Source organism: Peptoniphilus sp. SGI.035, from assembly GCF_050315115.1.
In the GTDB taxonomy this organism is placed as follows: domain Bacteria; phylum Bacillota; class Clostridia; order Tissierellales; family Peptoniphilaceae; genus Peptoniphilus_A.
The window spans coordinates 1-11,846 of record NZ_JBNPOJ010000013.1; the positions used below are offsets into that span (position 1 = coordinate 1).

Consider the following 11,846-nt stretch of genomic DNA (forward strand, 5'->3'; position numbering starts at 1 on the left):
TTACTTTTAAAACCGTCGCGAGCTTTTAAGTTGTTATCCATAATTATTCTCCTTAAAATAGGGTAATACCCCTTTTTGCAAGGGGTATTTAATATTAAATTTTAATTAAGTTCATTATTTTTCATCTTCAGAAGGTTCATAAGTTTCTAGGAATGCGTGGAAGTGACGCATTGGAAGATTCTTGCCCTTTACTATTCTAATATTAGGAATAGTAGCGCGATCTTCGTAAAGAGCTTTTACAGCTGCAATTACATAATCCATGTGTTCCTTAGAAAGTTGACTTCTGTTTATTGCAAAACGAACTACATTAGCAACTTCAGCTTGTTGTTCTGGAGTTTTTAAATCGTATTCCATAGAATAGTTTCCAAGTTCAGCAGTTCTTATTCCATATCTTCTTATTAATTCAACAGAAAAGCCTTGACCAGCAAAAGTTTCTGGAGCTCTCTTATTGTCGAAAAATTCATCCATATTGATGTATACTCCGTGACCACCAGCAGGGAGTACAACGCCCTTTACTCCAGCCTTATAGAATCCTTGTGCAAGGTATTCGCATTGTTTTACACGAGCGTCAAGGTAATCGAACTTAGCAGCTTCATAAAGTCCAGCAGCAAGTGCCATAATATCTCTACCGCTCATTCCACCATAAGAGTCGTTTCCGTAAGAAGAAATTTGTTTAACCTTTAATAAAATACCAACGTCAGTTTTTACTGAGCCATCTTCGTTAAAGTCGGAGAATTTTTTCCAAAATAGTCCTTTATCTCTGAAGGCAAGAACGCCACCCATATTTGCATGTCCATCTTTTTTAAGGGAAGCTGTGAATCCATCACAATAAGAAAACATTTCCTTTGCGATTTCAGGGATTGATTTGTCAGCGTATCCATCTTCATTTACTTTAATGAAGTAAGCATTTTCTGCCCATCTAGCAGCGTCAAACATATAAGGAATTTCATATTTGTGTGCTATTCTAGAACATTCTCTAATATTTGCCATGGAAACAGGTTGACCACATACAGTATTATTAGTAATAGTTGTGTAAATTAGAGGCACATTTTCAGGTCCTAATTTTTCAATTAATTCTTCTAATTTTACTGTGTCCATATTGCCCTTAAATGGATTCTTTTCGTAGTGACCATTTTCAGGAACTTCCCACAAAAGTTTTTTGTTGTATAAATTTCTTGGTATAGAACCCATTTGTTTAATATTTCCTTCAGTCGTGTCAAAGTGACCATTTGAAGGTATTGTGTAAGTCTTTCCAGGTTCTCTTTCGTTTAAGATTTTTTTAACTAGTTCAAATAAAACAGACTCAGCTGCACGACCTTGTTGGATGATAAAAGTATTAGGTCTTTCCATTTGTGCAGATCCACCGTTAAATAGTCCGCCTTCATATTCACAAAGATATACTTCGTCCATCATTTTTTCTACATCAGTACAATCAGTTCTTACAAGGTCGATAATTCTTTTTTGATCATCGCCTCTTTCAAAGACATCTCTAAAGGCATCTAAAAGAACATAATAGCCCTTGTTTCTTCCATAGGATTCATCACCTAAAAACATTGCAGACCATTGAACATCTGTCATAGCAGTAGTTCCAGAATCTGACAACATATCGATAGTTAACATTCCTGCAGGGAAAGCAAATTCATTGTAGTGAGTAGCTTTAAGAGCTCTTTCTCTTTGTTCAACTGTTACATTTGGTAAATTTTTAGTAACATAAGTGTAGGAATGTGGTGTAGGTACGTCTAATTGATACTTTTTCATAAAATAAAAAACCTCCATATAAATAATAATGATAATTATAGAGGAACCCCGGTCATCGACAAAAGTCGACTAGCGGACAGTATCCAAATTGAGAACCCCGGTTATCAAAAAATTGATTGCAGATTAGTAAAATTAATAAAAATTCCACTAATAAAATAAAAATTTGATGAGCGGTCAGCACTCATAGATAAGAATATTATCTATGAAATAGTTTACATTATCGAATAAATAAAGTCAATAATATTGTGTATCAACTAGTTATTTTACACTAAAAAATGAAATCGTTTTATTAAGTTAAATATTAAAATAAAAAAAAGAAAAAATAAATCTCCAAATTAATGGAGATTTAAGTAATTAATTAACTATTTTTCAACTGAAGCTGAATAATTTTTTCCTATTGATTCGTCAAGCATCTTTGTAAATTCTTCATCTGTTTGGTTGACATTAAGCCCTTCAGTTAAAGCTCTTGAGTAAGAAGCAATTATATTTTTATTTTTTCTAAGTTTTTCATTAGCTTCATCCCTTGAGTAACCGCCAGAAAGAGCGACAACTCTAATTGTTTGGTCAAAGTTGTATAAGTCTTCGTAAAGATTTTCTTTTTCAGGAAGAGTTAATTTAAACATTACATAATTTTCTTTTTCTAAGTTTTTAAGTCCTTCGATTAAATATTTTTTTAGAACTTCTTCAATTTCAGCTTTATCTTTAGCGTGTATGTCAACTTCAGGCTCGATAATTGGAACAAAACCTGCATCAGAAATTTTCTTTGCGTATTCAAATTGTTGATCTACGACTTTTTTTATTGACTTTTCATTAAGTTCCTTGATTACAGAACGCATCTTTGTGCCGAAAATATTTCTTTCTTTAGCATTTTTAAGAAGTTCATCAATATGTTTGAAAGGCTTCATAAGTTGTGCTCCATCTTTTAATTCATCAAGACCTTCGTCAATTTTTAAAAATGGAACTATACCCTTTTCTTCCCAAAGGTAGTCGCCAGTAAATTTATCGCCAACCTTTGAATTCATAGTAACTTTAAATAAAATTGCAGCTAAAATTCTATCAGATGTGAAAGCTTCATTAGTTATAATTCTCTTTCTCATTTCGTGAACTAAGTTAAACATTTCTTCATCGTTAGAATATTTGTCTTCAGTTACTCCATAATTTAAAAGTGCCTTTGGTGTTGATCCACCTGATTGGTCAAGGGCAGCAATAAAGCCCTTGCCATTTTTCATTCTATTAAATTGTTCTTTGTTCATTTTTACCTCCAAAGTCTAGACTTCTTATTACTTCTAATTATATAATAAGTAGACATAGTTGACAAATGACAAATTTTGAGGTGAATATGAATTATTACGCAGTAAGAGTTGGAAGAAACCCTGGCATATATAAAACGTGGGACGAGTGTAAAAAAGAGACCATGGGATTTAAAGGCGCAAGCTTTAAAAAATTTTCTAATCTTGAAGATGCAAAAGCATTTTTAAATGAAATAGAAGAAGAAAAGAAAGAAGAGGCTAAAAGGGATGAACTAATAGTATATGTTGACGGTTCCTATAGGAATTTTGATAAAAGCCATTCTTATGGGGTATATATGTTCAATAATGAAGAGGAATATACCTTTTCTAAGAGATTTTTCAAAGACTCAGAGATGAGAAATGTTTCTGGAGAAATTAAGGGTGCCATGAAAGCCATGGAGTATGCAGAATCTATTGGAAAGAGAAAAATTTATCTTCATTATGATTACGAGGGAATAAGATCCTGGGCGCTTGGATTTTGGAAGACAAATAAAGAAGGAACGATTTTATACAAAAAATTTTACGATGACATTAAGGACAAATTAGAAGTAAAATTTATAAAAGTAGAGGCCCATAGCGGCGTGAAGTACAATGAACTTGTTGATAAACTTGCAAAGGAGGCAAAATGAGAAAATCTTGGGATGAATATTTTATGGAGATAACTAAAATGGTTGCGACGAGATCCACTTGCGATCGCGCCTTTGTAGGCTGTGTTTTAGTAAATTCTGACAATAGAATTATTTCTACTGGATATAATGGGTCTGTAACGGGGAATCCTCATTGCGACGAAGTTGGCCATACCATGAGAGATGGACATTGTATTGCCACAATTCACGCAGAAATGAATGCACTTTTATATTGTGCAAAGGAAGGAATTTCAGTAAAGGGTGCTAAAGCCTATGTTACTCATTTTCCATGTTTAAATTGTACAAAGGCACTTATTCAAGCTGGCATCTGTGCCATATATTATCACGAAGCTTATAGAGTGGACGATTATGCCATGGAACTTCTGAATAAAAATAAAATTATTTTAAAACAAATTTAATAAAGTTAGATTGCCTATTAAGTATAACTTAATAGGTTTTTTTATTAAAATGTTGGGTATTTTATATAAATAAGAAATCCATAAAAATTAGGAGGTAGAACATGAAGGGATTCATGGAAGAATTTAGGGAATTTATTTCTAAGGGCAATGTAATGGATATGGCAGTTGGCGTTATTATAGGTGGAGCTTTTGGCAAAATCGTATCGAGCCTTGTGGAAAATATTTTAATGCCACTTATTGGAATTATTATTGGTGGAGTTAATTTTTCTGATTTAAGTGTTACTGTTGGAACTGCTGAAGTTAAATATGGCGTATTTTTGCAATCAGTTTTTGATTTTCTAATTATTGCATTTGTAATATTTATAATGATTAAACAAATTTCAAAAGTTACTAGCAAGTTTAAAAAAGAAGAAAAAGTGGAACCGACAGAAAAGATATGTCCTTTCTGCAAGTCAACTATTGCAATTGATGCAACTAGGTGTCCACACTGTACATCTGAACTTGGAAGTGTAAAATGAAAAAGTGGGGTTTGGTCCTTGAAGGTGGCGGAGCAAGAGGTGCTTATCAAGTAGGTGCTTATTTTGCTCTCGTGGAAATGGGATTTAATTTTTCTAAAATTGTCGGTACGAGTATAGGCGCTTTTAATGGAGCAATGTTTGCTCAAGGTGATGCCTACGAATGTTTTAAAGCTTGGAAAAATTTAGATTTTTCTTCTTTTGTAAATGAACTTAAAACTGAAGAAGAAGATCAAGATATTTTGACGAAAATTGTAGAAAAACTTAGGAGTCATGACATAAAAATTCCTGAATTGACAAGGTCTCCCTATCCACTTTTTAGACTAGTAGATCAGTTTATTGATGAAGACAAACTTAGAAATTCAGATATAGATTTTGGCATTTGCACAGTAAATGTATCTGATTTAAAAGTTGAGAAATTATTTAAAAGGGATATTGAGAAAGGACAAATTAAAGATTACATTATTGCATCTTGTTATCTTCCTTTCTTTAAATTAAAACCACTTCACGGTAAAATATTTTTAGATGGAGGGTTTGCATCTCCAGCTCCAATTGAAATGATTGATGATGACATAGATATTGTATTAATAAGACTTTCTGATAGTTCTATAAAAAATGAAGAGCGTGCAAAATATATTATTAAGCCAAATAAAAGACTTGGTTCAGCTCTTGGTTTTGATACAGATAGAGCTGATGAATTAATAAAAAATGGCTACTTCGATGCCTTTAGAACTGTAAAGGGACTAAAGGGAGAGGACTATTATATCTTGCCAATTAAAGAAGAGGACAGTTTAAAGTATATTTACAAAATTTTAAAGGATAAAGTCAATGAGATTAATAATAGAGTTGTAAGAAGGATATTTGAAGAGTATGCACCAAAGATTGCAGCAGAACTAGACATGCCAGAAAATTTTAAGTATGATGAACTTTTATACAAACTTTTAGAAAGGGAAGCAGAGAAAAAGAAGATAGACAGGTATAAAATTTATACAGTTGAAGAATTAATGAGGGAAATTGAAAATGGATTTTAATGCTGATTTTTACTTAATGAAAATTAGAGCTATACTTCAGAAAAAAAGTTCAATGCCCTTAGATGTTAAAAATAGGTTTTCCGTAATGGTACCTTTGATAAAGAGAAAGGGAGAAATTCATCTTTTGTATGAAAAAAGGGCACTGACTCTTAGAAATCAACCGGGAGAAATTTCTTTTCCAGGAGGTCGAATTGAGAAAGATGAAAGCCCAAGAAATACAGCTATTCGTGAAACCTGTGAGGAATTATTAATAAAAGAGAAAGATGTGGAAATATATTCAGAAGGTGATTTTTTAGTAAATCCATATTCTGCTATTATTTACACTTATATTGGCGAGATAAAGAAAGATTTTTTTGAAATTAGTCCATCAAAGGATGAGGTTGAAAAAATTTTTACAGTACCACTAAAATTTTTTATGGATACTGAGCCAAAATCCTACAAGTTAGACTTAAATGTAAATAGAAACGAAGACTTTCCCTATCATTTGATTCCAAATGGAGAAAATTACAAATTTAAAAGAGGAAGGGAAGAAGTTCTATTTTATGATTATAAAGGCATTATTATTTGGGGGTTTACTGCTAAAATAACGAGAAGATTTATAGAAAGAATAAGTCTTTGACCTTTGTTATTATTGATTTGAATTTTGCAAAAAGAAAAAATATTCTGTAAATAAATACAAAAATTATTGTTTTTCATAAAAAAATTAATAAAAAGTTAATAGCACTTGTAATATAAATGTAATATTTTATTTTAAAGCTCTAAATTTCAAGGTTTAGAGCTTTTTTTATTTTTCTTATAAAATATATATAAATAATATTAAATTTTAAATGGCTAAATTTCAAGGTTTATAAGAAGAATTACAAAATGGTTACAAAAAATTGACAAAATAGTTTTTTTTTATTATACTTTTATGAGGTTAGAAGAGGTTACAAAATTGTAACAAAATTTACAACTTTGTAACGTTATGGAGGTTATTTATTTGAATAAGAAAAATATTTTTAAAAATGCAAAATTTATCTTAATAGTTCTAGCTTTTGTGTCAGTACTTACAATGGGTTTTAGCACAGCTCTAGGAAATGATGTTGAATTAAATATTAATGGAAAGACAAAGACGGTTTTTACATATGAAAAGACTGTGGGTGCATTTTTAGAAAAAGAAGGTATAGTACTTAAAAATAAGGATGTTGTAAGTCCAAGTGTTGATCAAGAGATTAAGAAGGATATGAAGGTAATGATTACTTCACCAAAATCCTATCACATTAAAGATGGCAACAAGATTTTGATTGCTGAGGCAAATGGATACACAGTTGCTGATGTACTTGAAAATTTGAATATAAAGTTAAACAAGCTAGACAGAGTTTCTCTTCCTCTTGATGAAATTGCAAAGGAAGGAATGGAAATTCAAATCGACAGAGTAGTAGTTGAAAATATTGAAAACAAAATAGAAATTCCTTTTGAAACAGAAAATCGTGAAAACGCAGAAATGCTTGAAGGACAAAAAAATGTAATTGTTAATGGCGAAGTTGGACAAAAGGTTGAAAGTTTAAAGAACACTTATGTCAACGGAGTTCTTGAAACAACAGAAGTTTTAAAAAGCGAAATTACTAAGAATCCTGTAAAGGAAGTTGTAGAAGTTGGTACAAAAAAAGCTGTTGCAACTCCAAATGGGAAAAATGCAAAGAGAGTAATAGTAATGCAAGCCACTGCTTATGACCCAACAGCTGGTTCAAAGACAGCTATGGGAACTCGTGCAAGAGTTGGAGCAGTTGCCGTTGACCCTAGAGTTATTCCTCTTGGTTCAAAACTTTATATTGAATCAATGGATGGTTTCGCAAGTTATGGTTATGCAACAGCCGAAGATACTGGCGGAGCAATAAAGGGAAATAGAATTGATTTATTTTACAATTCAAATGCTGAGGCTAATAGATTTGGCAGAAGAAATGTAAAAGTTTATGTACTTGATTAAAAAGTCCTAGAAATAGGACTTTTTTTAATGTAAGGTTTAGAAATTTGCAATTTTCCCAATATTGAAATAAAATCTTGAGAAGAATTATAATCTAAAAATAATAAAATTAAAAAAACAAGAGTTCATCATTTAAAAAAACCTTTATTTAATTTATAATATAGATGAGGATGATTTTATGAAATTAGTAGAACATGAACTCGTCGATAGATATATTTATTATTTGCAAAGATACATCCCTTATGACAAGCAAAAAGATGCAAGGGATGATTTTTTAGAAATTTTGAGAGCTAGACTTCCAGAAATTTATACGGAAGATGATATAAAAAAAGAATTAAATAAAATTGGAAATCCCTACGAATTTGCAACAACTTATACTGAAGGAAGTAGATTTCTTTTAAGTGGAAAAAATTATGAAATTTTCGTAGCCTTTTTGAAGATGCTTTCTATATCTGCATTAATTGGAATTTTTTTATTTATTTTCAATTATTTCAAAAGATTTGCGAGTGCAAATTTATTTGATTTACTAAAGACAATCGTAATAAGCATTTTTGTCCTAAGTTTACTACCTTCTTGGATTTGTGAAAAGATTAAAACCACAAAAATTTTAAAGGCACTCACAGAAGAGTGGGATATAGAAAATCTTTACGAAACTAAGGAATTTAAAATAGAAAAATACGAGATAGCATTATTGGTATTAAATTTTTCAATGTACTTTATGCTTCAAATATATATTATTACTGCAAGCATTAATATTTCCATTGTTACTTACACTTTTATTATGATATTATTTTTTTTGAATGTATTAAGTGCGAATTTAAAATTTTCAGAAAATACCATTGTTTCAAAAGTAATGTATTTTGAATATTTTGTAGATATTTTTACATTAATTAGTTTTATAATTATGACAAATTACTTTATTCCAAGAGTATTTATCATAAAGATAATTATGCTATGTAGTGTAATTAATTTAATTTTAAATTCTTATAATATTTCTAAAAGCAAAAATATTTTGCTATCGCGAAAAAAGAGAAAGAAAAGCAAATACAAAAGAAGAAGTAAAAAGACAGAGTGAAATATAAATCACCTGTCTTTTTTGCATTTGATTAATTAAATTAGGCTACATTTTCCTTTAAATATTTTATAATGTCTAGAGATTCGTAAAGAGGCTTGTCGCCAATGAATAGACATGGCACTTGTTTTTTGCCACCCTTTTCAATTAAATATTCGCGAGCTTCTTTGTCTTCATCAATGTTTTTTATTTCTACAGAGTTAATGCCATTATCTGCCATAAAAGATTCAACTTTCTTACAGAATGGACAAATTGTGCCTACATAAAGTGTTAATTTTTCCATAATATCCCTCCAATTTTAATTTACCCAATTAATGACAAAGAAAACAAGGGCAGTATTTAAAAGGTAGCCGTTTTTTGATATAATAGCATAGATTCGAGGTGATATTGTGGGATTTTTTGACAGTCTCGATGGCAATGTTAATGAAATAATGGAAAATTTAAATTATTTGAAGAAAAAAATTGTAAGTGAATCTCAGGAAATAAAGAAAACGGCAAGGTTAAAATACGAAATTTTAAACGAAGAGAGAAAGTTATCTGAACTTTTTGAATCTCTTGGACGTCATGAATTTAATATTTTAAAGGGTGAAAAGTCAGATCTTGACGTTGATGAAACTTTAAAAGAAATCGAAAGACACACTTCAAGGATTTCTTCACTAAAAATGGGTCTTGATTTAAGCGAAAGTTCTAGTATAACTTTTCAAAAGGATATAGAAAAAAATTCAGACAAAGATCAAGATAAAAATGATTTTAGCGGACTTTATGTGGAAAAAGATTTTAATGATAATGTAAATAAAGAAGATGATAGTTGCATAATTTTTATAGAAGAAGATGAAGATGAAAATAAATAAAAATTTTATTGACATAGATGGAATAAAAACTGCATATATAAAAAGAGATGGCGGCGAAAAAATCGTTGTAATTCTTCATGGATGGGGAGCATATATTGAATCAATTATGCCAATTTTTAATGCCATCCCAGAGAATTACACAGTTTATGCTTATGATGCACCGGGTTTTGGCGACAGTGAGGAGCCAAAAGATGTAATGGGAACCTATGATTATTATAGTTTCTTGTTAAAATTTTTAGAAAAATTTAACATAAAAAAGGCTACATTTATTGGACACTCCTTTGGAGGTAAAACTCTTACAATTTTAGGCGCGAGAAATAAAGACCTAGTAGACAAGTTAGTGATTATCGACGCATCAGGAGTTATTCCAAAGAGAAAACTTTCTTATTATACAAAGGTATATTCCTTCAAAGCTGCAAAAAAATTATATATGTTAACTCATGGCAACGATGAAAAAGCTCTGACAAAATTTTATAAAAATCACGGATCCGACGACTATAAGGCGGCAGATGGAATTATGCGAAAATGCTTTGTAAAAGTTGTAAATGAATCCACAAGAGAAGAGTTTAAAAATATCGAAGCAGAGACTCTTCTCATTTGGGGCGACAAAGACGATGCAACGCCTCTTTATATGGGTAAGATTTTTGAAGAAGAGATAAAAAATTCTGGACTTGTGGTTTTAGAAGATGCTGGTCATTATTCATATCTAGATAAGTTTGGACAATTTAGTGCAGTTATTAATTCCTTTTTAGATTAGGAGATTTAGATGAAAATTTTTTTAGTGAAACTACCTATTTATATAATAGATTTATTAGTCATTTTTGTGGCGCTTTATTACTCTTTAATTAGGAGTAATTTTCCCATTCATATGCTTCAACTTGAAGGATATGACAATGACGAGTACAAGACATTTTTGAAAAACAACAAAGAAAAGATGAATAAATTAGTCTATAAATTGGAGAAAAATCAAAAAACTCCTATTGTTTGGACAGATAGAGCGAAGAGACTTTTAAAAAAGCATAAAGCTGTAAATTTTATTTTTTTCGTAATCATTGTTGTAATTTCTCTTTTATTATTTGATGTTACAAAATCTTATGTAATTTCAGCACTTTCGACTATTTTATTTTCTTTTTTGGTTTATTTTTTCCAATATAGAATTTTGATTTTGACAAATATGTGGGCAAAGCCAACTGAAGATAAAATCAACATGGGATTTTACAATTCTGCGCAAGCTAAAATTAAAAAATTTAAAGAAGAAAAGGGATTAAATGTTTTAGGAATAACGGGATCCTTTGGAAAGACATCTGTAAAATTTATATCTGATACAATTTTGTCTGAAGGACTTAGGGTTAAAAACACTCCATCTTCCTTTAACACGCCTATGGGGCTTTCAAAAATTATAAACAATGAGCTTGAAAGCGACACAGAGGTTTTTATCGCAGAACTTGGAGCCAAGATGCCGGGAGAAATTCACGAAGTAGCAGAACTTGTGCAACCTGATATTGGAATAATTACTGCAATTGGGCCAACTCATATGCATCTTTTTAAGACAATCGAAAATATTCAAAAGACTAAGTATGAATTAATCGAAGATTTGCCTGAAGATGGAATTGCAATATTTAACTACGACAACGATTATGTAAAGCCTCTTGCGGATAAAACTTTAAAGAAAACTTATAGATATGGTACAAGGGATTTTGAAAAATTAGATGTTTATGCTGATGAGATAAAAGTTAATGAAACTGGTTCTGAATTTATGCTCCACATCAAGAATGTGGGAAAAATAAAATGCGATACAAAACTTCTTGGGGCACACAATATTTCAAACTTACTTGCAGCAGCAACTGCAGCATATGTGCTTGGACTTAGCTTAGAAGATATACAAAGGGGAATAAAAAAGGTTGAGCCAGTGGAACACAGACTTTCACTTCTACCATCGACAAATGGCACAATAGTTATTGACGATGCTTTTAACTCAAACCCTGTTGGATTTAGGGCAGCACTAGATGTTCTTAAAGAATTTAAAAATCACAGAAAAATAATTATTACGCCGGGCATGGTTGAACTTGGCGATATGGAAATTTGTGAAAACAGAAAAATAGGCGAAGTAATGGCAGGTGTCCTCGACTTTGTAATTTTAGTTGGGAAAAAGAGAACACTTCCAATTTACGAAGGTTTAAAAAACAATAATTTTGATGAAGATAATATTTACAGAGTTTCTTCACTAGCAGAAGCTACTGAGGTACTAGCAAAGATTTCTTTGCCAGGAGATGTCGTTCTCTTTGAAAATGACCTTCCTGACAATTACAATGAGGAGTGAGA

The 11,846-nt window shown here is 30.9% G+C and carries 13 protein-coding genes; 10 read left to right on the top strand and 3 right to left on the bottom strand.

Annotated features, from left to right (window positions below):
- Positions 1 to 114: 114 nt before the first annotated feature.
- A complete protein-coding gene (locus ACQRC6_RS06805; RefSeq protein WP_427848294.1) occupies positions 115 to 1,758 on the bottom strand; it encodes a tryptophanase in 1,644 nt (547 codons plus the stop codon).
- Between the two features lie 362 nt (positions 1,759 to 2,120).
- On the bottom strand, positions 2,121 to 3,011 hold the full coding sequence (locus tag ACQRC6_RS06810) for a fructose bisphosphate aldolase (protein WP_427848295.1): 891 nt from the start codon (positions 3,009 to 3,011) through the stop codon (positions 2,121 to 2,123).
- An 86-nt stretch (positions 3,012 to 3,097) separates the two neighbouring features.
- Between ACQRC6_RS06810 and ACQRC6_RS06815 the strand changes: the two genes are divergently transcribed.
- From ACQRC6_RS06815 to ACQRC6_RS06845, 7 genes are all read left to right on the top strand, one after another.
- Entirely contained in the window at positions 3,098 to 3,676 is a 579-nt protein-coding gene (locus ACQRC6_RS06815) for a viroplasmin family protein (protein WP_427848296.1), read from the top strand.
- Positions 3,673 to 4,092, top strand: coding sequence for a deoxycytidylate deaminase (locus ACQRC6_RS06820; protein WP_293559518.1), 420 nt, complete (start codon positions 3,673 to 3,675; stop codon positions 4,090 to 4,092). Before ACQRC6_RS06815 ends, ACQRC6_RS06820 begins: the two co-directional genes overlap by 4 nt.
- A gap of 101 nt (positions 4,093 to 4,193) precedes the next feature.
- Positions 4,194 to 4,610, top strand: a complete 417-nt coding sequence (mscL, locus tag ACQRC6_RS06825) for a large conductance mechanosensitive channel protein MscL (RefSeq protein ID WP_427848297.1) — start codon at positions 4,194 to 4,196, stop codon at positions 4,608 to 4,610.
- A complete protein-coding gene (locus tag ACQRC6_RS06830) occupies positions 4,607 to 5,638 on the top strand; it encodes a patatin-like phospholipase family protein (RefSeq protein WP_427848298.1) in 1,032 nt (343 codons plus the stop codon). Before mscL ends, ACQRC6_RS06830 begins: the two co-directional genes overlap by 4 nt.
- A complete protein-coding gene (locus ACQRC6_RS06835) occupies positions 5,628 to 6,257 on the top strand; it encodes an NUDIX hydrolase (protein ID WP_427848334.1) in 630 nt (209 codons plus the stop codon). The genes ACQRC6_RS06830 and ACQRC6_RS06835 overlap by 11 nt, the downstream gene beginning before the upstream one ends.
- Positions 6,258 to 6,617: 360 nt before the next feature.
- Positions 6,618 to 7,604 (top strand): 3D domain-containing protein, encoded by a 987-nt coding sequence (locus tag ACQRC6_RS06840; RefSeq protein WP_427848299.1) that lies wholly within the window; start codon positions 6,618 to 6,620, stop codon positions 7,602 to 7,604.
- A 175-nt stretch (positions 7,605 to 7,779) separates the two neighbouring features.
- Positions 7,780 to 8,676, top strand: coding sequence for a hypothetical protein (locus tag ACQRC6_RS06845; RefSeq protein ID WP_427848300.1), 897 nt, complete (start codon positions 7,780 to 7,782; stop codon positions 8,674 to 8,676).
- A gap of 40 nt (positions 8,677 to 8,716) precedes the next feature.
- Here the strand turns inward: ACQRC6_RS06845 and ACQRC6_RS06850 are convergent, their stop codons facing one another.
- The gene (locus ACQRC6_RS06850; protein WP_427848301.1) at positions 8,717 to 8,956 is read right to left on the bottom strand and encodes a glutaredoxin family protein; all 240 of its coding nucleotides are present in this window, start codon (positions 8,954 to 8,956) and stop codon (positions 8,717 to 8,719) included.
- Positions 8,957 to 9,062: 106 nt separating this feature from the next.
- Between ACQRC6_RS06850 and ACQRC6_RS06855 the strand changes: the two genes are divergently transcribed.
- From ACQRC6_RS06855 to ACQRC6_RS06865, 3 genes are read left to right on the top strand one after another with little or no spacing between them, the layout of a single operon-like run.
- On the top strand, positions 9,063 to 9,524 hold the full coding sequence (locus ACQRC6_RS06855) for a hypothetical protein (RefSeq protein ID WP_427848302.1): 462 nt from the start codon (positions 9,063 to 9,065) through the stop codon (positions 9,522 to 9,524).
- Positions 9,511 to 10,281, top strand: coding sequence for an alpha/beta fold hydrolase (locus tag ACQRC6_RS06860; RefSeq protein ID WP_427848303.1), 771 nt, complete (start codon positions 9,511 to 9,513; stop codon positions 10,279 to 10,281). Before ACQRC6_RS06855 ends, ACQRC6_RS06860 begins: the two co-directional genes overlap by 14 nt.
- A gap of 9 nt (positions 10,282 to 10,290) precedes the next feature.
- Positions 10,291 to 11,844, top strand: a complete 1,554-nt coding sequence (locus ACQRC6_RS06865; protein WP_427848304.1) for a UDP-N-acetylmuramoyl-tripeptide--D-alanyl-D-alanine ligase — start codon at positions 10,291 to 10,293, stop codon at positions 11,842 to 11,844.
- The last annotated feature ends 2 nt before the right edge of the window (positions 11,845 to 11,846 follow it).

What these genes read in the sequence shown, in the direction of transcription:
- ACQRC6_RS06830 (WP_427848298.1), top strand. Translation starts at nt 4,607, where the DNA reads ATGAAAAAGTGGGGTTTGGTCCTTGAAGGTGGCGGAGCAAGAGGTGCT.
- ACQRC6_RS06835 (WP_427848334.1), top strand. Translation starts at nt 5,628, where the DNA reads ATGGATTTTAATGCTGATTTTTACTTAATGAAAATTAGAGCTATACTT.
- ACQRC6_RS06850 (WP_427848301.1), bottom strand. Translation starts at nt 8,956, where the DNA reads ATGGAAAAATTAACACTTTATGTAGGCACAATTTGTCCATTCTGTAAG.
- ACQRC6_RS06820 (WP_293559518.1), top strand. Translation starts at nt 3,673, where the DNA reads ATGAGAAAATCTTGGGATGAATATTTTATGGAGATAACTAAAATGGTT.
- ACQRC6_RS06860 (WP_427848303.1), top strand. Translation starts at nt 9,511, where the DNA reads ATGAAAATAAATAAAAATTTTATTGACATAGATGGAATAAAAACTGCA.
- ACQRC6_RS06815 (WP_427848296.1), top strand. Translation starts at nt 3,098, where the DNA reads ATGAATTATTACGCAGTAAGAGTTGGAAGAAACCCTGGCATATATAAA.
- mscL (WP_427848297.1), top strand. Translation starts at nt 4,194, where the DNA reads ATGAAGGGATTCATGGAAGAATTTAGGGAATTTATTTCTAAGGGCAAT.
- ACQRC6_RS06805 (WP_427848294.1), bottom strand. Translation starts at nt 1,758, where the DNA reads ATGAAAAAGTATCAATTAGACGTACCTACACCACATTCCTACACTTAT.
- ACQRC6_RS06865 (WP_427848304.1), top strand. Translation starts at nt 10,291, where the DNA reads ATGAAAATTTTTTTAGTGAAACTACCTATTTATATAATAGATTTATTA.
- ACQRC6_RS06845 (WP_427848300.1), top strand. Translation starts at nt 7,780, where the DNA reads ATGAAATTAGTAGAACATGAACTCGTCGATAGATATATTTATTATTTG.
- ACQRC6_RS06810 (WP_427848295.1), bottom strand. Translation starts at nt 3,011, where the DNA reads ATGAACAAAGAACAATTTAATAGAATGAAAAATGGCAAGGGCTTTATT.